Consider the following 23957-nt stretch of genomic DNA (forward strand, 5'->3'; position numbering starts at 1 on the left):
AAATCAGCAAGTTTGTAAGCATATTCTTCTTGAGTACTTTTTTGCTATTCGGCTGTCAGCCAACAGAAGATAATGCCAGTTTGCAGCGAATAATTGAGCGTGGCTATATTAAGGTCGGTACTATTTATGGCTTAACCAGTTATTATCTAGAAGCTGAAGACGCTGCAGGTTTTGAATATGAGCTGGTAAAAAATTATGCAGACTCATTAGGTGTTGAATTAAAAGTAGTGCCTAGCTATAGCCTTGAAGAACTTTTTGATAAATTAGACAGCGGCCAAGTTGATATATTAGCAGCAGGCTTAGCGGTGACCGATAAAAGACGTCAAAAATATAATTTCTCTCCTAGTTATGATGATATCAGCCAAAAACTCGTTTTTAAACAGGGCGGCATTCGACCTCGTGACATAGAAGATTTAACGGGGAATTTATTGATCATGGCGCATTCAAGCCATGAAGAAAATCTTATCCAATTAAAAAATAGCCATCGTGAGTTAACTTGGCAAATCAGTGATGAATTCGATAGCGAAGAATTATTACTGAAAGTATTATCAGAAGAAATTGACTACACCATTATCGACAGCAATACCCTAGCAGTTAATCGCCGCTATTATCCTGAAATCAGCATTGGCTTTACCATAAAAAAACCACAACCTTTGGCTTGGGCAGTTAGAAAAAATAATGACCAATCAATCTATGCCAGTCTTGTTGAATTTTTTGGCAAAGTACATCACGACGGTACATTATTAGCACTTAATGACAAATATTATGGTCATGTTGAAGAGTTTAATTATGTTGATACCCGAATGTTTATTAAAGCGGTTGAAGGTAAACTGCCTCAATACCAACCGCTCTTTGAAAAGTATAGCCAAGAGATTGACTGGCGATTATTGGCCGCGATTAGTTATCAAGAATCTCATTGGGAACCTCACGCCCGCTCGTATACGGGTGTGCGTGGTATGATGATGTTAACTTTGCCAACGGCTAAGCAAATGGGTATTAAAAGTCGCTTAGATGCTGAACAAAGTATTCGTGGTGGCGCTAAATACTTTAAACAAATGATCGATAGAATGCCCGATAGAGTACCTTTCCCCGATCGTTTGTGGTTTGCACTTGCCTCATATAATATTGGTTTAGGCCATTTAAATGACGCACGAAAAATAACAGAAAAACAAGGTGGCGATCCCGACCGCTGGGTAGAGGTTAAAGATCGCTTACCATTACTTAAACAAAAAAAATATTACAAGCCAACTCGATACGGTTATGCCCGTGGTGATGAAGCGGTAAATTATGTTGAAAACATCAGACGTTACTACGATACCTTGACTTGGATGGATAATAAATCAAGAGAATATGTTCTTCCTGAACCGGTGGAAACGCAAGCCATCGCTATAATAGAATAACTTAAGTTGATAATCTGTGTTAATGTGAAGTTAGCTGTTGTTTCACTCAATAACTTTTACGTTGTCATCAAAGTGAAACATAGTTAAGCAATACTAAGTAAGTAGATAACTTCAAAGAGAGTCAAAATGAACAATAAAATTAGACGACAAGTACAAAGTTCCCATAGAAAAAGACAGTTACAACGACAAAAACATAAGATAAACACCCGTCGCTTGGGACATTTCCTAATAGAAAACCAATAGAAAATCACTATTGGTTTTCACCAATAACCTTAAGTATGCTTACCTTGAGTCCATGTTGACTCGTTCAATAGTCGATTACCTGCATCAACAGCCCCTGTTTCCATGGTTGTCCCCATAGAGTCATTCCAACGATTTAAAAAGCCAAATAAAGATATAACGCTAAGGATTTCAACAATTTCACCGTTATCCCAGTATTTATGTAGTTCGCCAGATATACTATCGTCAACGGCATTGGGTACACTTGAAGCCGCAAGCGCAAATTCAAACGCTGCTTTCTCTGCTTTACTGTAGCTATCACTTGTTCGAAAAGACCAAATATCAGCTAACCTTTGGTCAGTTCCACCATAGCGCTCTGCCGCTAAAATTGTATGTGCCTCGCAATAGCGACAACCTGTATTAGCACTGGTTATATAACCCACCAAACGTTTTTGTTCAGCGGTTACTCTACCTTCATTTGCCATTACAGCAATATTTAAACTAATAAACGCCTTAGCTATAGCTGGGCGCCGTTGCATGGTCAGTACACTATTCGGACAAAAACCTAACGTTTCATTAAAGAAACGGGCAAGCTCAGTAATGTCTTCATTTTCATCGCCAGTAAGTGGATCAACTAACGCCATAACTATCTCCAAGTATCGTTAAACTAATCGTTAAACTAATCGTTAATGATAGATTAGTGCAAACCGGAGATATTGCAAGTGCAACATCTTCGATTTATGTAACTGATAGGAAAGTATCAAATAATAAGGCGTTAGAACGCCACGGAAACGGCGGTGATATTCAGCTAAATTCACTTTAGCAATAATAAAGTTAACGCGTTAGCTGTTAAGCAGCGAACAACAACAGGGCCAGCTAAATCTAGCCGTATTACTGTTTATCTAGCGGATAATTAATAGTTTCAACGCCAATATTAATTTATTTTTATCGACAGCAACTACACTTTTTGCTTTTAAATTAAGCTTATGTCAATGTAGATGTAACAAATTGTTGCTGTTGGTACCATTGATAGTGCAGTATGATGATATAAATTTGTCTACAATCCACTTCTAGGCAAATAAAGTTAACCTTAATATCAGGATCTCGATTCATTAATTAGCTGATGCATGGAAGAAAGAGAATGAAAAAATATATACTCTTAGTTCTATTATTGATTGTAAATAGTCCTGCTCACACTGCTCCTTCAAGAGATTATGCGGTTGGTTGGGAGTTATGGTATCCCTATCAATATCACAATAAAAAACAAGAACTTGTTGGTTTAGATTTCGATATTTTCAATACTATTATTAAAGAAACTAATTTCAAGGTAACCTTCACTGAACTGCCTTGGAAAAGACATTTACAATACATAAAAACAGGCAAAATGGATATGGCGATGGGTGCATCCTATACGCTTGAACGAGAAGAAAACGCCTATTTCTCTCTACCTTATCGTCTTGAGAAAGTTAATCTTTTTGTCAAAAAAGGCATGGCTGATAAAATTAAGCTCGAGACATTAGCTGATCTGGCTAATTCTAATTATATGATTGGTGTTGAAGGGGGATATTTTTATGGTGAGGAATTTCAAAAACTTATTACAACCAAAGACTTTCAAAGCCATATTAATAACGTTATCGACTTAGAGCAAAATGTAAATCTATTGCTAAAAGGTCACATCGACGGATTTTTGGTCGACCCTGTAACGATGAAAGTGTTCTCTGAAAAATATTTTTTGCAAGATGAGTTTGAAATGCACTCATTAAAAATATACCAAGATAATATTCATATTATGTTAAGCCGTGAATCCTGCACTATTGAAACCCTTAATCTTATTAATAAAGCTATTACCAAATTAAAACAAAGTGGCGAAATTGCTAAAATAATTAAACGCTGGACAGCAAACAATCAGTAATTAACACATTATTGTATTTCGTAGATCATCTAATTTAAAAAGTAACATGACTTTTAAAACAAAAAACCTCAATAACAATGTGTTATTGAGGTGTCATTTTTTATCAACTGGCTGTTAACCGTCTATAAATTAGCTTTTACGCCAAGTGGTTTTGCCAGCACTGTCTTCAACGATAATATTCATCGCCGCTAATTTATCTCGAGCTTCATCAGCTAATAACCAGTTTTTACTTGCTCTCGCATCATTACGTTGTTTTATTAACGCTTCAACTTCAGCGACTTCATCGCTGTCACCTTTTCCTTGTAAAAAACTTGCTGGAGATAATTGTAATAAACCAATCAATTCTCCCAAACCTTTAAGCGTCGCGGCTAAATAGGGCGCCTTATCACTGCTTTCATTTTTAGCGACATTTAACTCTTTGGCTAAATCAAATAATACCGCTAACGCTTGTGGTGTATTAAAGTCGTCATTCATTACTTTAATAAATTGAGCAACAAACGTGTCATCCTTATCTAGTGAAAAATCAGCAAGCACCTCAACATCACGCAAAGCCGTGTAAATACGCTCTAGAGCAGAGCGTGCCTGTTCTAAATTATCTGTAGAATAGTTTAGCTGACTACGATAATGTCCAGAGGTTAAGAAGAACCGAACAGTTTCTGAGTCATACTGGCTTAGCACATCACGAATAGTGAAAAAATTATTGAGTGACTTTGACATTTTTTCTTGGTCAACTTGCACCATACCAGTATGGATCCAATAATTCACGTAAGGGGAATCAAGCGCACAACAACTCTGTGCTACTTCATTCTCATGGTGTGGAAACTGTAAATCTGAGCCTCCACCGTGAATATCAAAATGATGACCTAGTTCTTTAGCGCTCATCGCTGAACATTCAATATGCCAACCAGGACGCCCTGCTCCCCAAGGTGATTCCCAACTTGGATCGCCTGGTTTAGCTGACTTCCACAAAACAAAATCCAGTGGTGACCTTTTACTTTCATCGACTTCTACACGAGAGCCGGCTTGTAATTGCTCTAAATTTTGACCGCTGAGTTTGCCATAGTCTGCAAAGCTCGACACAGCAAACAACACATCGCCACTAGTGGCGACATAGGCATGCTCTTTTTCGACAAGTGTGACGATCATGGCAATAATTTCGTCCATGTGCGTCGTTACTCTTGGTTCTATATCTGGTCGTTCAATATTCAAACTATCAAAGTCTTCATGCATTAATGCAATAGTACGCTCGGTAAGCTCATCTGGTGTTTCGTTATTTTCTTGTGCCCGCTTAATTATTTTATCTTCAACATCGGTGATATTACGGACATAATTTACGTCATAACCAGAAAACCTTAGGTATCTAGCAATGTTGTCAAAGCTAATATAAGTACGTCCATGACCGATATGACATAAATCGTAAACCGTACAACCACACACATACAAACCGACTTTACCTGCTTCAATTGGGGTAAAAACTTCCTTCTGGCGGGTCAATGTATTGTATATCTGTAACATAAGATTTTCTGGCTCCGATCACGATTAAAATAGGGGTAATTAATAGTTAATAAAAATTATATCAATTTTCGATAATTGTACCCGAACAAAGCGCTAGGGTCATTATTTACCTACACATTATCCATAAGTTTGCTTTACAGTTCTGTGCTTTCGTTTACAATTCCCACATCGAAATTGAAGAGTAAATAAAATGATCATTTTAAAAACAAACTTAGGCGATATCAAAATTGAATTAAATTTTGATAAAGCACCTCTTACAGCAAAAAACTTTCAACAGTATGTTGAAGACGGTTTTTACAACGGCACTATTTTTCATCGTGTCATTAAAGGTTTTATGGCACAAGGCGGTGGTTTTGCTTCTGGCTTAGAAGAAAAAGATTCTCGTGAAACCATTCAAAACGAAGCAAGTAATGGCTTAGAAAATAAGCGTGGCACTTTAGCGATGGCAAGAACACAAGAGCCACATTCAGCTTCAGCTCAGTTTTTTATCAACTTAAGCGACAACGATTTTTTAAATTTTAAAAACGAATCTGTGCAAGGTTGGGGTTATTGTGTATTTGCTGAAGTTGTTGAAGGCATGGACATTGTTGATAAAATGACTCTGGTTGAAACTGGCCGTATGGGTTTTCATGACGATGTTCCAACAGAAGAAATCATTATTGAATCAGCGATTGTTGAATAATAAAAATTAGTGACTAACGCAATAAACAACAAATCAGTAACCTACTTTATTGCTGATTTGCATTTAGCGCAAAACAGGCCCGATATAACGGCCTGTTTTTTGTCATTCCTTGAAAAAGATGCCCCTAACGCCGAAACACTATATATATTAGGTGACTTATTTGAATACTGGATTGGTGATGATGATAAAAATCCTTTTGTCGTCGAAGTAGCCCTCGCGCTAAAAGCATTAAGCATGCTAGGTACTCGTATTTATTATATTCATGGTAACCGAGACTTTCTCTTAGGGAAGCGCTATGCCAAAGCTTGTGGCATGACGTTATTACCTGAAGTGGATGTTATTGATCTCTATGGTAAACCCGTCGTTATTATGCATGGTGACACTTTATGTACACGTGATATCGCTTACCAAGCCTTTAGAAAGAAATCTCGTTCTTGGTGGTGGCAAACGATGATTAAAAACTTACCACTGTTTGTACGTAAGAATATTGCTGAAAATTATCGCTTAAAAAGCGCCAGTGCAACGGCAATGAAGTCACAAGAAATAATGGATGTCACCGAGACAGAGGTTGTTGACAAGCTTGAATTACATCATTGTCAGTTACTTATTCATGGACATACTCACCGCCCTAACATTCATCATATCCAAGCCAATAACCTACCTGCTCAGCGCATTGTTTTGGGTGATTGGTATGAGCAAGGCGCATGGTTAAAGGTAACAAAAGACAGTATAGAGTTACTTTCTCAAGCCTTTAAAACGCCTTAAACTTATTTTCTCAATAAATTAAATACTGCTGTTATAAATAAGTAATATCACGACAAAAAAAATGATTAAACCGGCTATTGTGTCGCATTTTCCATTGAGTTTTCTTTTAATTAACTGTTATTATGTAGAAAAATAATAAAGAGAATTACGATGCAGGGAAGTTTTGATCAAGCGATGAAAGTCGCAGAACAAGCTAAAGAATTTATGCTTTTGCATCTAATTGCGCCCATACCGAGCCATTACGCTGTTGCCTACTGTTATTTTTCAAAAGAAAACGTGTCACTCATAAAAAAAATAGATGGGCAATTAAGCAGCAAAAAGCCACTCGACGCTATTTTTATCGACGCATTGTTTAGTGAGTTTCTTTCAAACAGCCAAAATATTGAAGATAATATCTTTACACCTTTTGGCGAAACACTGAACAGTACCTTAGCGCAACTTGATAACCAAGTTTCAAGCGGACAAGCAGTAATAAGTCATCTCAATAAAATAGAAAAAACGCTTGGTCAGCTAAGTGTAGAAAAGCCTCTCCAAAACATTACTACTTTTTTACTTAATGCTATAGGGCAATCGACAGCTCAACATGAGTCTTTATCTACTGAGCTATATAAAGCATCTGAAGAAGTATCACAGTTAAAACTGAAGTTAGAAGAATCTCGTCAAGAAGCCCTAATTGATACCTTAACAGGATTATTAAACCGTCGAGGCTGTGATAAAAAATTACAGGCACTATCACTTGATAACATTCATTCATCATTAGTTATCGATATTGATCACTTCAAAAAAGTGAATGATTCTTTTGGACACAGTGTTGGCGATAAAGTGATTCAGTTGGTGGCAAAAATCATCAAAGAACACGTCACACCTGATGACATTCCTGTGCGCTACGGCGGTGAAGAGTTCGTGGTGGTATTATCAAATAAGTCGCAACAATTTGCTCATACGATGGCTGAAAAAATACGTTTGGCTATTGCGAAATTAAAATTAGTGCAACGTCAAAGTAATACTCAGCTTCCGCCTATTACGGTATCTATTGGGGTTGCCGAATTACACAATAACATGACATGGGCAACATTATTTAATAATGCCGACCAAGCGTTGTACCAAGCAAAAAATTCAGGCAGAAATCGTTGTGTATTAGCAAGCGCCAATACTGCAGCTTAACTTGAAAAAGCTAACTAAGCTTAAAGAGTCGCTGCAGGTAAGCCACTATGAAACTTAAAGTCTTCATCTGCACTAATAATTAACGTCGCTTCGATATCAGCAAAATATTTTATTCGTTCAGAAATATCGGTTCCAGCAATCTCTGTCGCTAATGATAAGTAATCTTGATAATGGCGAGCTTCAGAGCGTAGTAATGATATATAAAAATCACCCAGACGTTTATCAACATGAGGGGCTATTTTAGCAAAACGTTCACACGACCTAGCTTCGATAAAGGCACCGATAATTAACTTATCAACCATAGCATCAGGTTCAAAAGATTTTACATGACGAAGTAAGCCTTTCGCGTATCGGCACGGCGTAATACTTTGATATTCAATACCATACTCATCCATCATTTCTAATACTTGGTAAAAATGATGTAGCTCTTCTTTGATCAGTAAGACCATTTTGTCGATAAGGCCTTGCCCATGTGCTGAACCTGACTTAGGTAATATGGCTTTAGTTAACTTGTTTTTCGACGGTAATGAGCGCCAATCCCCTTGCCTTTTATAGATTAATTGCTCGAATGGCTGCAGCCATGCCAACAAAGCATCACCGCTTTCTTTATCAACTGCATATTTTCGGATCAAAAACATAGCGGACTGAGCTGCTTTTAATTCACACACCAGGTGATCAATTAATAGCACGGGTAAATTTTCAGGCTTAACGGCTTCATCAATCCATGCTTGTGGTGTTTCACACTTTAAGAATGACAATATTGGAGATAATAATTTTGTAGTCGACATTTGGTGAAATTCTTCACTATATACACTAGATTGATATCGATTTTATCATACCCTTATTAATAATTGCGCGGCTATTTTCAGAGAAAGTTAACGATCCAATAATAATTGAGTATTGTCTATGCTACTTTAAACGCGAAGACCACAAAGTAAAGGGTTTTATGAAACACATTATCTCACTCAGTCCCCTTTTAGAGAGTAAAAAAATAGAGAGTAAAAAAAGTAATATTATCAGGTAATGATGATGGCAATTTTTGCATATAACTTACGCATGACTGCTTTTATTAGTCATTTTGACCAGGGTTTGCAAAATAAAATAACAACTTAATAATGAATAATTAGTGGCCAGTAATTTCGGCATAGCCAATACCATTAAAACCACCCGTTGCTTTTACGCGTCCTTCCCAGTAAGGGATTGTTAATTGATTACGTGAATCTTTGGTAATACTTTCAATAATAATGATTGGTCTATTCGTTAATTCAACTTGCCATTTACTAGGATAATCGTGGTTATTTAATGTCACGGTTTCAATAACAGACAGCTTAATATCTTCTTTAAAAAGCGGTGTTGTTTCGCCATTGGGGGCTATCTCAGTACCACTACAATACTCATAATTATTATCATTACCTCGAATACAAAAGAGCATGAGCCCTTGCTTTTCTGATTGAGTGGCTGATTGAGTGGCTGATTGAGTGGCTGATTGAGTGTCAACAATACTGAACCAATCCCAACCGAGTTGATTTTTGTCGAGTAAACTCGCCGACCACTCTCTGTCATACCATGCATTCCCCGAAACGTTATAGGTTTTCCCCGCAAAAGTTAGACGGCCTTTTACCTTTAAAAAGGGATAACTAAAGTAATAAGACGCATGACCACTTTGTGTTTTTTGGCTATAGCCCTTGTCGCCATGCAAGGCTATTGGGCTGTCGCTTAGTGTTAATGCTATTTCATAGTTTTCATGTGCTGCTGTTAAATTGAGTGGCAAAAATTCGTTGTTGATACTGCTCAACTGCCAATCATCAATACTGGCATCAAACGGCGAGCTAATGACCTTAGCTTGCCTTGCTCGTGAAAACCGTTCAAACGCAACATGATCTTGTTGGTGTTGCATGGCAAAATGAGCAAAGTAAAGATTGTTATCCCACCATTGTGACTCAAGGTTAGCTGGCATTAGTGTGCGAAATAATGTCCATTGAACTCCAAAAGTCTCGCCAGTGTCACTTTGCAAATTAGCCGTTACATACCACCACTCAATACCTTGTTCAGCATGAATACCATGATCAGCGGGAAAGATAAGAGGAGTGCCCTGTATTACCGGTTTGCCAATAGCCACTTGTAATTTAGATGATGTTATTTTTTGCTCAGTCGGTTGACACGCAGACAGCACAAAAATTAACAGCACAAGCGTAAATCGTACAAAAACAAACGGAGTCAATAATACCCCGGTCAAAGCTTGTCTTTTTATCACGCGATTATGACTCCTTAGTCGCTAAGTTAGTTAATTTTCGGATCGGTAAATAGGCACATAAAACAGAGACTCCAACTAGCGTTAAGCACGTTATTAATAAACTGCTTAAATCTAAACTAAAGTGAATAGTCCAGCCAAAGGCAATTGGCATGACAAACTTTAATAACGCAAAGCCCAGTGCGAAGCCAAGCGGAATAGCAAACAAAGCAGTAAAAACAACCACGCCTGCTGTTTGTAGCAGTTTCATGGTTAATAATTGCCCTTGTGTTACGCCTAAATTACGTAATATGGTTAATTGCTTTAATTGATTAACACTTAAACTTAATAGGCTGGTACACAAACTTAACAATGCAATAGCGAGAATAAAACTATTGAGTGCTTTGGTCACTACAAACGTATCTTCAAACAAGGCATTAGCTATTTCTTTAAATCTTTTATTGGCTAAAATTTTTGTACTGTCTTGTTTAAATTCGTCCATTAAACGCTCGCTAAAAACAGCAACGGAAGTACGACTTTTTAGCCGTATTGAATAACCAAAAACATCACGGTTTAGTGCTGCTGTTTTCTGGCGTTCCTCTAACGTAAGTAACGATATTCTTGGGTTACCATAATCATAAAAGAACCCTGTTATACGACAAGTAAATTTAGTTGAATTTTGCTTAAATACCATCACGTCATTTAATGAATAATTAAACTTAATTTTACTTTGTTCGTTAGCCAAGCAACCTTGACTATAAAAATTTTCTACAGTAATGGCTGAGCCTGAAGTCAGCGAAATATGTTGATAATGTTCAAAGCTATTACCAAAGCTTGCAAGATTCGCAGGTACTTTATTTACATCACCATCACTTTGCATATAGATACTCAACTTCTCAACTTCAGGTAAGTTAGTGAGCGCTTGCCTTAAAGTATTATCGAGTTTATCTGAACGTAAATAAATATCTGCACTTAATTGCTTTTCAAGATGGGCATTTAACGTATGGCTAAAGCTTTTCACCATAATTTGCATGCCGATAGCACTGCCAAGCGCCACTAGAATTGCAACAATAGCAATATGAAGGTCTTTTACATGAAGTCGGGTATCGGCATGAAGCCATTGTGTTAATGGATTTGTGATTGTCAACGGTAATGAAACCAAGAGAGACAGTACTTTAGGCACAAGTAAAATAAACAACATTAAAAGCGCAAAACACAGCAGCAAGGCTTGATACTCATTAGTCGCATAATAGAGTAACCCTATGACTGCTACTAATGTACTGACCAACAAACTATAGAACATCAATTGACTTTTTTGGGCAACTTGCTTGGCTTGCGCCAAAAGTATTACCCCCAAAGCCGAAATATTAAGGGCAAAGCCTAATAAGACATTTGACCATTGCCAATTGATCACAAGCGCTTTATCGAGTTGATACAAGCCAACTAGAGTGCTGTTAACATCAAGCACTAATGCATTAGCAATTAAATAACCACCTAATGTACCTAATAAAGCAGTGCAAACACTAACAATAATAAGTTCAATGACAAGACTCAGTTGAACACTTAACTTAATGCAACCTAATAGCTGCATTTGCTCTATTAATTTTTGTCGCGCAGTTAACGTCAGTTTTATCGCATTAAAACTCAAAAACGCCGCAACAATATAACCAAGCATGGCAAGTGCGGTCAGATTAAAAAAGAAGGCTTCAGATAAAACATCGAACGATTGTTGCTCTGCATCAATCAACTGTGCTTGCCCAGCAATTAGCTGTGCTATTTCTACTAATTGCTGCTCGCTAACATGCGAGAGCTCAATAAAGCTGAGTTGCCCTTTAGCTGCTAATAAATAATCAGCATTGGCGATATCGGTGATCGCCCAAAGTCCAATATTGTCAGCTAATACAACTTCAGGTTGTTGCTGATCGTTTTGCAGCGAAAAATTTATTGGTTCACCTGTTTTTGTCACGATGCGTTTTGCAAATTTCGAGTCAACTAATAAGGTAGAAAGGGAAAAGCGTTGAGCTGTTTTATCAACATTTTCATTACTTTGTTGGTATTGCGCACGGTTTAACCACAGCAGAGTATCCACACCCTGAATGGCAAGTGTTTCTCCGTTGTTGGTTTTTAATTGACCTCGTAAAACGGGTTGAGTATTGATAAAGCCATGTTGTCGTAAAGTGAGCCATATATTGCCATCAATAAAGTACTTTCCTGTTAATGGCTTAATTAAATGTGTAACGGGGTTATTGATTAATGCGGAAGAATTTTGATAGCGTGTATTAGCCTCTTGATTAAGGCCAGAAATTGCGGTTAATAGTGCACTACCTAGACTAAAACCTAGAAAAAATAACGCCATTAACCAAGGATGTCTTCGATAGAAGGCTAAATGAGTGGCGATAATAAGTTTAATTTCATTGGTCAAATTATTCAAAATGACCATCTCTAAGTACTTTTACATGGTCAAAGTAATCGGTTAATTGATGACTGTGAGTCACCATCACCAAATTGATTTTTTGCTCACTGCATAACTCAGTAAGAAGTTTAACGACTTGGTGCGAGCGCTGCCGATCTAAGTTACCTGTTGGTTCATCTGCAAAAATTATCTGAGGTTTGTTGAGTAACGCTCTTGCGATGCCAACTCTTTGTTGTTCTCCACCTGAGAGTTTTTCTGGCAGTGAATCGAGCTTACTTTCGAGCCCCAGTTTATTGACGATATAGTCAAATTCATCCGCTGGTTTTTTGGGGTAATTGAGTTTTTGTTGAAAGAGAATATTTTGCTTTACGGTTAAACAGTCAAGCAATTGGTAATGCTGAAATATTAGCCCTATTTTACGACGATACAGCGCAAGTTCTGTTTCATTCAGTGATGAAAGCTCTTGATTGTTAATACTTACCGAGCCACTATCTGCTTGCAAGAGTCCCGCTAAAATATGTAAAAAGGTTGTTTTACCTGAACCACTATCACCAAGTAACGCGAGGTGCTGTGCTGCAGGTACAAATAAATCGAGTTTATTTAAAATATTTTGTTTGTTGCCGCCATCATTACGGCTAAAAGATAAGTCCTTCACGCAAATCACGGTAACTCCTTATTATTACGTAGAATATCATGGTAAAAACACTACAAAATCACCCAAAAAGTATTTAATCCCCTAAAAATCACCTCTTCATTCAGCGAGATAATTATGAGTAATAATTTCATTTAGCCGACACTCAGTGAGTAATTACAAATATAAATAATTTTTTTACAGCTCCATTAACTCATCCCTCGTGTTTTACATTATAAAAAATAAGGTAAGCGCTAATAGTGTTGTGGTCGAAATATCGTAAATAACTAAGCTAGGGGTACTAAATTAGTGTCTATTTATCATAGCTATATCAAGAATTATCACTTATTTACACAAGATGATCAGAAGTGTCTATACTCAAAGTAAGCTTTAAAATAGCGATATCACATATATCATACCTTATAGATTTATAAATCTATAAGGATACTCGTTTGGGTAAACTCAACACTTAATAAAACTGTCTGTAAAATTTTTATTTCATGGTTAGACGTTAATGAATGAAATGAGTAAATATTATCAACTGTTTGATATTGCATAGCTAATACCAAACCAATAGGTTGTAGATGAATATTTCCACTGGCAATAAAATCGGTTTTTTATGCTTTATCGTCATATTAAGCATGTGGGGTTATGTTTTCTTTCATATTATTGGTATTTTTGATCTGCAAGCAATTAAAGATGAAAAGCACCATATATATTCGTTAACCATTGCTAATGAGCTACGCCAAAGTTCAGATGACCTAACACGTATGGCACGCACCTATGTGGTTACCGGGGATGAAATTTATAAAGAGTATTATTTTGACATCATTGCAATACGTAACGGGGATTCTCCTCGACCAAAAAAATACCCTCCCACATACTGGTATACGTCACTTACACCAGAACGGTTTACTTCAGATAAATTAGGCATACAAGTCCCATTAAAAACCCTTATGGGAAATATGGGCTTTACAGAAAGTGAGTTATTACTACTGCAACAGTCACAAAACCGCTCAGATAATTTAATGAGCATCGAAAAACAGGCTTTTGCGTTAATGAAAGGACTCTACAATGATGGTAAAGGTACGTTTACCCTTAAAGGAGAGCCTGATAGGGCTTTTGCCGTTAAGCTATTATTTTCACCTCAATACCAGCAAGAAAAAATTGCCATTATGCAACCTATTCAAAAATTTATCGATGCTGTGGAGACTAGGTTAATTGTCGAGGCTGATGAGTTTAACATTAAGCAAAAAAAATATTTATGGTACGTCATTTTATTATTGGTTATTTCAACACTTATGGCGTTAATTATCACTTTTTATGTCAGAAATAAGATTGTTCTGCCTATATTTTCACTGGTTCACGATGCACAAAATATAGCTGAAGGAAATTACCAAGCACGTAGCAAGGTCATCGTAAAAAATGAAATTGGCTCACTGAGCAAAAATTTAAATAAAATGGCTAACCATATAGAACAAGACATTAATAAATTAAAAAAAATGGCGACAACGGATGAGTTAGTTGGCATTGCTAACAGACGTGCCTTTATGAAATCTTTGCAGCTTGAATTAGAGCGATCCCATCGTTATCAATTTCCACTGTGTTTATTAATGTTAGATGTAGATTATTTTAAAGTATTTAATGATACCTATGGTCATTCGGTTGGCGATGAAGTCTTAAAAATTATTTGCAACGTAAGCCAATTGGCACTGAGAGAGAATGATCTGATGGGGCGAATTGGCGGCGAAGAGTTTGCGTTCATTCTTCCCGCTACCAACATCGACTTCGCTTTAATTGTTGCTGAGCGCATCCGCGCGGCTGTTGATAATGCTTTTCTTATTATTGATAATAAAAAGGTAAAGATCACCGTAAGCATGGGAGCCACCCAATTAACTAAGCCAGATGATGTTGGTTTATTTCTCAAAAGAGCAGATGTAGCCATGTATAAATCAAAGGACAACGGTCGTAACCAAACCAGCTTTATTTAACCGCTATTGACTAATATTGATAAAAGAACAAACATAACTTTGTTCTCAAGGGTGATATATCTATAAAATTAGTGTTGTTGAGCGATAAACTCTAACGAATGTTGATTAAAGAGTTCTGGGTTCTCAACATTGCAGACATGACCACATTTATGAATGGTGTGTAATAAACTGTTTTTATGTTGCTTAACCATTTCCATTACCGGTCCCAAAAACATATGGTCTTCCTTGCCCATAATATAAAGGATAGGTATATCAATTTCTTTCTCTTTGAAATAACGCATCAAGGGGTTCACGTCCATCGCTAACTTAAACCAACGAATAAATTCTTTCTGGCACAAACGTTTAGCTTCACGAACAAATAAGTGTCGAGATTCCTTATGGCGCTTTTTCGGCATCATAATAAAAGCAAATAAGCGATACAACCACATATATGGTAGAAAATGCTTAAAGGTATTTCCTAAATAAACCAAAATATTACTACGAGCATTAAAACGAGTAATAGCGCCACCTAGAACCATACTTGATACATATTGAGGCGCAATTTCAGCTATGTTGCGAATGATAATAGTTCCTAAAGAAATGCCAACAAAATGTGCACATGTAATATTGTTGTGATCTAAAACATCGATGATATCTTCAGAGACTTTATTAAAGGAGTAATTACTATCAACAAAGGTTTGTACCAGATGGCTGGACTTTCCGTGGCCACGAAGATCAAGTAAGAGCACATTATAAGTTTTTTGATAATCTCTGATCTGACGAAACCAAATTGCCGAACTACCGCCAGCACCATGGACAAAAACAACCCATACTTTACTGGTTTTATGTGGATAAATAGTATGGAAAAGAATTGATTTGCTCATTACTGCAAACACCCTATTACGATGAGTTATACAAACTTAAGAGTAGCTAGTATAGCTAAATTTAAAAAAAATCTCCTAATAAGTTAGCTAATATCCCCCCTTACTAGGCTAATACTTTAATGATGTACTGTCTTAATTGACTATTTTGCGAAAAGATATAATAAAGTTTAGAATAGTTTGTCTTCTTAATAAAAAGCCAATATCAATGGCGCTGCTCTTTTAGGTCCGAGCATTACAACGTCTCTTCAAGGTAATAAAGATGAAAAAGAAAACAGTAAACAGTCTCTTAAAAAAACATGACAAACTTGTTCATAGTGAAAATGTTACTGTCGTCTCTCATGTTCAACGCGAACAAGATGAGTGGTTTATTAATACGGTAATGATAAAAGGCTGTGATGTTCCATTCAAATATAAGCGGAAAAAAGCTTATAAATCGCTTAGCAAACAACAAGTGAATATGACCTATTACACAAGCACTGAAATGATTGCTGGCTTTGAGATAGAAGTCATGAATATTGTTAGAATAAAAGTCGCCTGATTTTCCATTAAAACTGACATTTTTAATAGCCCACACTTTTCTTTGAAAGAACAAAATAATATATCACTATATAAACATTTGTTATTTTCGGTATAAAAAGAAGTTATTTGCATTTAATTTAGCTTAATTGCTATTCATCTCTTGACGAAAGCTTCGCCATCTTACATAAATAAGCTATCAATAATAAAAACATTGATCGACACAGACATTTATTAATAAAAAATAAAAAGCAATAAATGTAATTTTGGGGACAGCGAGAGGATTTTATTATGATATTAAATCATATATGGGGATTGTATACTGACCCTAAGAAAGAGTGGCACACAATTGAAAGGCGCCACGAAAGCTTAATGTACAGCATGGTTCATATTTTAACCATAGCGTTAATACCTGCCATTTGTAGTTATTTTGCCGCCGCTCATATTGGTTGGACAATAGGCGTAGGTGATCCAATAAAATTAACTCAGGCAAGCGCAATGACCATGTCTGTCGGCATGTATTTTGGTTTAATCTTTGGTGTTATTGGTTTAGCTTTTTTAATTCAATGGATGGCAAAAACTTTTGATGCTAAGCCAGATTTTACCCAGTCTTTAGAATTAGCCGCTTACACAGCAACACCGTTATTAATGGTTGGCGTAACTGCATTATTTCCTGTTTTATGGTTTGTTGCTTTAGCGGGACTAGCCGCACTTTGTTATTCTGTATATTTACTTTACTCTGGCGTACCCATCATGATGAATATTCCAGAAGAAAAAGGCTTTATTTATTCAAGCTCTGTCGTTACTTGCGGATTAGTTCTTTTAGTCTCTTTAATGGCATTTAGCGCTATTATGTTAGGTATGGGCTTTGGCTCTGAACATATATCTTAACGCTTTTATTATAAATTTAAGTCGATAAGTCATTTATTATAAATATGTATCTTTAGCATTTGATGATAAAAAAGCCCGCTTAGTGATAAACTAAGCGGGCTTTTATTTTACTTTATTTTTCTATGCTGTCGTTTAGACAAGCCTGACGCTATTCAGCACCTTCATTGTGCATATCGATAATTGAATCAGCATTTTTATCTGAGTCTTCTTTATTCTCATTATTTCTCATCGCATCTAAACGCTCTAAATAGCCTTGAGTAATGTCTTTAGTTATATATTGACCATCGAACACAGATGTCTCGAATTGTTTGATTTCAGGGTTTACACTGCCCACAGCACTAACTAAATCTTCCAAGGTTTGAAAAATAAGTTTATCTGCACCAATTAATTGGCAAATATCGTCTAATTCACGGCCATGAGCAATGAGCTCATTGGCACTTGGCATATCAATACCATAAACATTAGGAAAACGAATTTCTGGAGCGGCTGAGGCAAAATAAACATTTTTTGCCCCCGCAGAGCGAGCCATTTCAATGATTTGTCCAGAAGTAGTACCCCTTACAATAGAGTCATCGACTAACAATACATTTTTACCAGCAAACTCTGTTGTTATCGCATTAAGTTTACGGCGAACTGATTTCTTACGCTGCTCTTGACCCGGCATAATAAAGGTACGGCCAATATAGCGGTTTTTCACAAAACCTTGACGGTATGGGATGCCAAGGTGTCGAGCAATTTCTAAAGCAGTATCACATGATGTTTCTGGAATAGGGATAACAACGTCGATTTCTACGTCTTCCCATTCTTTTGCTATTTTATCACCCAATTTTTTGCCCATTTCAACACGAGAGCCGTAAACAGAAATTTTATCAATCGCTGAATCAGGACGCGCAAAATAAACATATTCAAAAATACACGGGTTGTATGTTGGGTTCTTTGCACATTGCTGGCTATGAATTTGTCCATCTTCAGTGAAATAAATAGCTTCGCCAGGCGCAACATCACGGACAAATTCAAAGTCGTTTGCATCAAGCGCTACCGACTCAGAAGCAATCATATACTCGATACCCGTAGCCGTTTCACGCTTACCAAATACTAGAGGACGGATGCCATTAGGATCACGAAACGCCACCATGCCATGGCCAATAATCAAAGCAACCGTTGCATAGGCACCACGAATACGCTCATGTACATTAGATATTGCAGTAAAAATATCATCAGGTGTTAATTTCAAATTTTCAGTCAATTGTAATTCATGACCGAGAATGTTGAGTAACAATTCAGAATCAGATGTGGTATTTACATGACGACGTGCGACATTAAATAACCACTCTTTTAATTCAATAGCGTTGGTTAAATTACCATTGTGCGCAAGAGAAATACCAAAAGGAGCATTGGCATAAAATGGCTGAGCTTCTGAAGAACTTGAAGTACCTGCGGTTGGGTATCTAATATGACCAATACCCATGTTACCTTGTAATCGCAACATATGACGCGTATGAAACACGTCTTTTACTAAACCATTTCCTTTACGTAGTCTAAAGGTATTGTTGTGAATAGTCACAATACCAGCAGCGTCTTGACCACGATGTTGAAGTACAGTTAATCCGTCATATAATGCTTGACCTACCGATGTTTTACCAACAATGCCAACAATACCACACATGCGTTTATTCTCCACAGAACTAAGTTTAAGGGCGTTTTAATAACATAAACGCTAAGTAAATAAAAATTATACTAATGAACATCAGCCCCATTTTCATGGCACTAAAATAACGTTATTTCAAAAAGCTTGATGAATTCTTTAGGTATTCGAAAAACCATTCAACAATGAGTGTAAACTCGGGGATGAGTTGAGAACTTGCCCACCATGCGGTTGATGACGCTGGCGTAAATGCATCCATAAAGAATAATAATGCGCTGGTAACCAACACGCCACGTAATGCACCAAAAACGAGCCCTAGCAGGCGATCGGTTCCAGACAAGCCTGTTTTACTGACCAATTGACCAATAAGATAATTTACCATAGCGCCAAGAATTAACGTGGTAATAAAAAGAATAGCAATTGCCGCGGCATTACGTAGGACTTGATCGGAAATGTTTGTCAATAAACTAGCAAGATTTACATAGAAGTGGCTGGCAATAAAGAAGGCACTGATCCAGATAACTAGCGAAACTGCTTCTTTGACAAAGCCGCGAACCAAGCTAATTAATGTTGAAATGCCTACAATTGCCAAAATGGCATAGTCTATCCAAACCATAAATTAATCGTTACCAATGAATATTTACCAGCATAATAAGGCGCGCATTCTAACAGAAACGCCCCTTATTTTACCAATGTTTTATTTAAAATAGCCATTGCCATTGAAAGTGCTTAACTACTTTTTACACCGTATTATTGGGCAGTGGTTATAACTTATTATTTTGTTGGGTAAAAACGAGCAATTTTACCTTCAACACCGGTTAATTTTTTCAATGCTGGGATTTTTTTTATCAATGAGTTTTTGATCAGTTCAGGACCAATGAAAACTTTAATTAATGGGCCGTTTTTTGTTTTTATCGGTTTTGTGAAAGCGGTATAACCATTATCTTTAAGCTTGAGTAATAATTGTGCAACATTTTTTTTATGACGAAAACTGCCCAGCTGTACTACCCATGCTTGTTGCAACACTGATTTTTCTGGCAAAATATTATCTACTGCTTGCTCAGTTAACGCTTTATCGTCTTCTTTCGTCGCCACAGCGTTATTTAAACCCGGGTCACTCTCTGTTTCAGACGTATCTTTTATTGCTTGTTCAGTCGAAGAGACATCGTCATCTAATGCCGCTTCATCACTCAGTATTTCGTCAGTATTTATAACAATTTTATCTTCAGGAAAGCTTGGTGTGCTCTTAACAAACTCGACCTTAGGCGGAGGTGGAATTTGTTCAAACTCATCTTGATAGGTCTTTTTATTACCGTCTAGTAAGTCTGGCAAAATAATAATAGCAACCGCAGCCACAATAATGGTGCCAACTAAGCGGTTTTGAAAAGGTGTAGACAAATGGAACTCCCAGGCTGCAGTTAATAAAAACTACAGCAATAAACGTCGGACTTCAGCTACGGTGTAAAATGATCCAAACACTAAGATCAAATCTGTTGCTGTTGAATTTTTGTTAGCCATTCTAAATGCCTCAGTGATATTGTCAAAACAATTAGCTGAATCTTCATTTAATAACAATTTTTCGGCTAATTCCTTTGCAGTAGCTCCACGAGGCATAGATAAACTGCCTAAATACCATTGATCAACCAGTGCAGATAATGGTCCAAAGGTGTTAGCAATATCTTTGTCTTTTAACATACCGGTAACCGCATAAAGCTTGTCATACTTTTGCGACTTTAAATACTCAACTAAATAACGTGCTGCTTGAGGATTATGACCAACATCAAGTAGCACAGGACTGTTCAACGATTTTTTACTGATAAGCTCAGTTCGACCGGCAACTTTTGTTTGGTTTATTAAGGCATTTACACTTTCAGTATTAAAAACAACAGAACAATCATTAAGTAAAGCCAATACCGTTAGTGCCGTTGCTACATTATCTTGAGGTATAAAAGGCTTATTTAAACCATTGATTTGGTACTCGCCAAATGTCCAACACCACAAGGAGTGACAAGTGGGTACTTTGTGCTGTTCAATAGAGAAATCATCGCCTCGCAGACTGACCACGGCTTTAAGTTTTTTAGCATGGGCAAGTACAGATATAGGACAATCGGTATCACCAATAACAACTTTTTGATTCGCACGCATGATACCCGCTTTTTCAAAGCCGATACTTTCGCGATTATCACCTAGGTACGCTTGATGGTCTAAGTCTATCGTGGTTATGACGGCAATATCAGCGTCAATTAAGTTTGTGGCATCTAAACGCCCACCTAAACCTACTTCCAAAATAATAAAAGCAGGTTTTCTTTCCATTAAAACTAAAAATGCGGCTAATGTTGTGTATTCATAATAGGTTAGTGAAATATCACCACGCTGTTGCTCTATTTGCTCAAAGGCGTTGATTAATGATTGACTGTCAACGTCAATATTATTAATACGTAAGCGTTCATTGAACTTTTCAATATGTGGTGAAGAATAAACCGCCACTGTTTTATCATCACCGAGCAAAGCATTTTCAATAAAAGCACAGGTAGTGCCTTTACCATTAGTTCCTGCAACCGTGATCACTTGGGCAAAACTGAAATCAATATTTAATCGCTTAGCCACATGCGAAATGCGTGTGAGCCCCAAGTCGATCTCAGTTAAATGTATTGTTTCTAAATAAGAAAGCCATTGAGCTAGAGACTTACTAGCAAAATGGCTTTTGTTGTTTGTTGGCATAGTGTTGTTGTGAAGCGTTAGTTAAGAAGCGTTAAGGCTTGGATGTCCCATGAATTTAGCTAACATACGAGAAAGCGTGCTACGCATTTCACGTCGGTCAACAATAATATCAATAGCACCCTTTTCTTTTAAAAATTCACTACGCTGAAAACCTTCAGGTAACTTTTCTCGAACAGTTTGTTCAATAACACGTGGACCCGCAAAGCCAATTAACGCTTTAGGCTCTGCAACATTAATATCGCCGAGCATAGCTAAACTTGCAGATACGCCACCCATCGTAGGGTCAGTTAATACCGAAACGTAAGGTAAACCTTTTTCGCTCATTTTTGCTAATGCTGCACTCGTTTTTGCCATTTGCATTAATGAAAATAATGCTTCTTGCATACGTGCTCCGCCACTTGCAGAAAAACAAACAAGTGGTAGGTTATGCTCAAGGCAGTATTCAACACCTTTAACAAAACGAGCGCCAACAACTGAAGCCATTGAACCACCTAGAAAAGCAAACTCAAACGCAGCAGCAACGATAGGCATACCATTAAGTTCACCTTTCATCACAACCAGTGCATCTTTTTCACCGGTACTTTTTTGTGCAGCGCTTAAGCGGTCTTTATAACGTTTTGAATCTTTGAACTTTAAAATATCCTGTGCTTCAAACTCTTCACCTAATTCAGCGCGATTATTTGCATCTAAAAAGCAATCAATACGTTTGCGTGCTGAGATACGCATATGGTGATCACATTTTGGACAAACAGATAATAATCTATCGAGTTCTGCTTTATAAAGTACTGCATTACAAGAAGTACACTTGCTCCAAACGCCTTCAGGGATATTACGTTTTTGGGTGGTTTTTGCTTTTGGGAGAATTTTTTCTATCCAGCTCATAATTTATTTTTGCCTTCTTTTACCTAATATGTCCATGGGAACATAGGAAAACTTGCCAATATTGGTTTCAAACCTATCAGCAAATTGTTAATTTTTTGAATTAATCTAACTATAACCGACAATTAAAGCACATTTAGCCCTACTATGAATACAAAAAACTGGTCTGTTTTGTTGGAATTAGCAGTTTGTAATTACTCATTCTGTCACTATTTATCTTAAAGTAAAAATAGTGGCCCCAGCGGAGGTTTTGGAATATTGAACTCTTGTGGGTAGTCAACACCAACAAAATACAAACCTGCAGCAGATGCCATCATGCCAGCTACACAACGATTTTTAGCTTCAAGAACTTCCCCCAACCACGCTACTGTTTCTAATTGTTGGCCTATACGCATTAAACTACCCGCAATATTTCTCACCATATGATGTAAAAAAGCATTGCCTTTAACATCAATAATAACAAAATCACCTTGGCGTGAAACATTGCAATGAATCAATGTTCTAACCGGAGAATGCGACTGACAATGAACGGTGCGAAAGGAAGTAAAGTCATGTTTACCCAATAAAGACTGTGCCGCTTGATGCATTAACTTTTCATCAAGTGGATAATGACAGCAGGTTATTCCTTGGCTTAAAATTGCAGATCTTAAACGATTGTTATTAATAACATAGCGATAACGACGTGCTGTGGCGCTAAATCGAGCATGAAAACTGTCGTCAACTTGCTTCACCCAAGACACAGCAATATCACTAGGTAGATTGGTATTTACGCCCAGTGTCCAAGCAACATCTTTACGCACTTTGTCCGTTTCAAAGTGAATAACTTGGTTGGTCGCACTAACACCCGTATCAGTTCTGCCCGCACAAATAACTTCAATTTTTTCATCAGCAATTTTTGATAAAGCTTTTTCTACATTTTGCTGAACACTGACCGCATTTTTTTGTCGTTGCCAACCGTGATAACGGCTTCCATCGTATTCAATACCTAAAGCGTAACGCATCAATAACTCCCGATTATAATGCGCGCATTATCCAATATTTTAGGGTTTATGCCAATCAGGTTCTTTGATTATATAAAAAAACCCCAATAATGGCTTTTATAAAAGCTAAAGTAATTGTGATTGATTAACTCATATAATTGGGCAGTTGCTGAGCATCGCCCTTTGCTACTACATCTTGTAATATTACTTCGGCGTTTTCTATTATTGCGCCTATTTCTATTATATAAAAAATTCTTTTATATAAAAAAAGCCACAACAGTGGCTTTTATAGAATGAAATAACGTCTCTTGATTAGCTAATATTATCAAGTAGTTGCTGAGCATCAAATTGTTGCTGGGCATCGCCCTTTGCTACTACGTCTTGTAATATTACTTCGGCGTTTTCTATTATTGCGCCTATTTCTATTATATAAAAAATTCTTTTATATAAAAAAAGCCACAACAGTGGCTTTTATAGAATGAAGATAACGTCTCTTGATTAGCTAATATTATCAAGTAGTTGCTGAGCATCAAATTGTTG

General features: G+C 36.9%; 21 protein-coding genes. 8 read left to right on the forward strand and 13 right to left on the reverse strand.

The features are described from left to right. The first annotated feature begins 29 nt into the window (after positions 1–29). Positions 30–1400: a membrane-bound lytic murein transglycosylase MltF gene (gene mltF / locus H4J76_RS04335; protein ID WP_259366376.1), complete on the forward strand. Its 1371-nt coding sequence runs from the start codon at positions 30–32 to the stop codon at positions 1398–1400. 272 nt (positions 1401–1672) lie between these two features. Here the strand turns inward: mltF and H4J76_RS04340 are convergent, their stop codons facing one another. Continuing rightward, positions 1673–2263, reverse strand: coding sequence for a carboxymuconolactone decarboxylase family protein (locus H4J76_RS04340; protein WP_182230163.1), 591 nt, complete (start codon positions 2261–2263; stop codon positions 1673–1675). A 497-nt stretch (positions 2264–2760) separates the two neighbouring features. On the opposite strand from H4J76_RS04340, the gene H4J76_RS04345 reads away from it, so the two are divergent. Next, positions 2761–3531 (forward strand): ABC transporter substrate-binding protein, encoded by a 771-nt coding sequence (locus tag H4J76_RS04345; protein WP_182222187.1) that lies wholly within the window; start codon positions 2761–2763, stop codon positions 3529–3531. A gap of 129 nt (positions 3532–3660) precedes the next feature. On the opposite strand, the gene cysS is transcribed toward H4J76_RS04345, so the two are convergent. Next, positions 3661–5046, reverse strand: coding sequence for a cysteine--tRNA ligase (gene cysS, locus H4J76_RS04350; RefSeq protein ID WP_182222186.1), 1386 nt, complete (start codon positions 5044–5046; stop codon positions 3661–3663). A 190-nt stretch (positions 5047–5236) separates the two neighbouring features. Here cysS and H4J76_RS04355 point away from each other — a divergent pair, with 190 nt between their 5' ends. The 3 genes from H4J76_RS04355 to H4J76_RS04365 all read left to right on the forward strand — a co-directional run bounded on the left by H4J76_RS04355 (position 5237) and on the right by H4J76_RS04365 (position 7657). After that, positions 5237–5728 (forward strand): peptidylprolyl isomerase, encoded by a 492-nt coding sequence (locus H4J76_RS04355; protein WP_070374269.1) that lies wholly within the window; start codon positions 5237–5239, stop codon positions 5726–5728. Between the two features lie 9 nt (positions 5729–5737). Then, positions 5738–6493, forward strand: coding sequence for a UDP-2,3-diacylglucosamine diphosphatase (locus H4J76_RS04360; protein ID WP_310733770.1), 756 nt, complete (start codon positions 5738–5740; stop codon positions 6491–6493). A 150-nt stretch (positions 6494–6643) separates the two neighbouring features. Beyond that, positions 6644–7657 (forward strand): GGDEF domain-containing protein, encoded by a 1014-nt coding sequence (locus H4J76_RS04365; RefSeq protein ID WP_182222185.1) that lies wholly within the window; start codon positions 6644–6646, stop codon positions 7655–7657. A 20-nt stretch (positions 7658–7677) separates the two neighbouring features. Here the strand turns inward: H4J76_RS04365 and H4J76_RS04370 are convergent, their stop codons facing one another. The 4 genes from H4J76_RS04370 to H4J76_RS04385 all read right to left on the reverse strand — a co-directional run bounded on the left by H4J76_RS04370 (position 7678) and on the right by H4J76_RS04385 (position 12964). After that, complete coding sequence (locus H4J76_RS04370) at positions 7678–8445, reverse strand: tRNA isopentenyl-2-thiomethyl-A-37 hydroxylase MiaE (protein WP_182230164.1); 768 nt, start codon at positions 8443–8445, stop codon at positions 7678–7680. Positions 8446–8780: 335 nt separating this feature from the next. Then, the gene (locus H4J76_RS04375; protein ID WP_182230177.1) at positions 8781–9908 is read right to left on the reverse strand and encodes a lipocalin-like domain-containing protein; all 1128 of its coding nucleotides are present in this window, start codon (positions 9906–9908) and stop codon (positions 8781–8783) included. 7 nt (positions 9909–9915) lie between these two features. After that, complete coding sequence (locus tag H4J76_RS04380; protein WP_182230165.1) at positions 9916–12327, reverse strand: FtsX-like permease family protein; 2412 nt, start codon at positions 12325–12327, stop codon at positions 9916–9918. Beyond that, positions 12311–12964 carry an ABC transporter ATP-binding protein gene (locus H4J76_RS04385; RefSeq protein ID WP_182230166.1) on the reverse strand — a complete coding sequence of 218 codons (654 nt, stop codon included), beginning with the start codon at positions 12962–12964 and terminating at the stop codon, positions 12311–12313. The genes H4J76_RS04380 and H4J76_RS04385 overlap by 17 nt, the downstream gene beginning before the upstream one ends. Positions 12965–13515: 551 nt before the next feature. Here H4J76_RS04385 and H4J76_RS04390 point away from each other — a divergent pair. Then, positions 13516–14922 carry a diguanylate cyclase gene (locus tag H4J76_RS04390; protein ID WP_182230167.1) on the forward strand — a complete coding sequence of 469 codons (1407 nt, stop codon included), beginning with the start codon at positions 13516–13518 and terminating at the stop codon, positions 14920–14922. 68 nt (positions 14923–14990) lie between these two features. On the opposite strand, the gene H4J76_RS04395 is transcribed toward H4J76_RS04390, so the two are convergent. After that, a complete protein-coding gene (locus tag H4J76_RS04395) occupies positions 14991–15785 on the reverse strand; it encodes an alpha/beta fold hydrolase (RefSeq protein WP_182213984.1) in 795 nt (264 codons plus the stop codon). Positions 15786–16044: 259 nt separating this feature from the next. On the opposite strand from H4J76_RS04395, the gene H4J76_RS04400 reads away from it, so the two are divergent. Together H4J76_RS04400 and H4J76_RS04405 are read left to right on the forward strand one after the other, a co-directional pair. Further along, positions 16045–16323, forward strand: a complete 279-nt coding sequence (locus H4J76_RS04400; RefSeq protein ID WP_182222180.1) for a hypothetical protein — start codon at positions 16045–16047, stop codon at positions 16321–16323. 269 nt (positions 16324–16592) lie between these two features. Then, entirely contained in the window at positions 16593–17192 is a 600-nt protein-coding gene (locus H4J76_RS04405; RefSeq protein WP_182176549.1) for a Yip1 family protein, read from the forward strand. 148 nt (positions 17193–17340) lie between these two features. Here the strand turns inward: H4J76_RS04405 and purF are convergent, their stop codons facing one another. From purF to truA, 6 genes are all read right to left on the reverse strand, one after another. Beyond that, entirely contained in the window at positions 17341–18858 is a 1518-nt protein-coding gene (gene purF, locus H4J76_RS04410) for an amidophosphoribosyltransferase (protein WP_182213987.1), read from the reverse strand. A gap of 112 nt (positions 18859–18970) precedes the next feature. Further along, positions 18971–19453 (reverse strand): CvpA family protein, encoded by a 483-nt coding sequence (locus H4J76_RS04415; RefSeq protein ID WP_182213989.1) that lies wholly within the window; start codon positions 19451–19453, stop codon positions 18971–18973. Between the two features lie 158 nt (positions 19454–19611). Beyond that, positions 19612–20235 (reverse strand): SPOR domain-containing protein, encoded by a 624-nt coding sequence (locus H4J76_RS04420; RefSeq protein ID WP_182230168.1) that lies wholly within the window; start codon positions 20233–20235, stop codon positions 19612–19614. A 30-nt stretch (positions 20236–20265) separates the two neighbouring features. Further along, entirely contained in the window at positions 20266–21558 is a 1293-nt protein-coding gene (gene folC / locus H4J76_RS04425; protein ID WP_182213993.1) for a bifunctional tetrahydrofolate synthase/dihydrofolate synthase, read from the reverse strand. 21 nt (positions 21559–21579) lie between these two features. Next, the gene (gene accD, locus H4J76_RS04430; protein WP_182213995.1) at positions 21580–22440 is read right to left on the reverse strand and encodes an acetyl-CoA carboxylase, carboxyltransferase subunit beta; all 861 of its coding nucleotides are present in this window, start codon (positions 22438–22440) and stop codon (positions 21580–21582) included. Positions 22441–22655: 215 nt separating this feature from the next. After that, entirely contained in the window at positions 22656–23438 is a 783-nt protein-coding gene (gene truA, locus H4J76_RS04435; RefSeq protein WP_070374283.1) for a tRNA pseudouridine(38-40) synthase TruA, read from the reverse strand. Positions 23439–23957: the final 519 nt, after the last annotated feature.

Source organism: Colwellia sp. BRX9-1 (assembly GCF_014077195.1).
In the GTDB taxonomy this organism is placed as follows: Bacteria; Pseudomonadota; Gammaproteobacteria; order Enterobacterales; family Alteromonadaceae; genus Colwellia_A.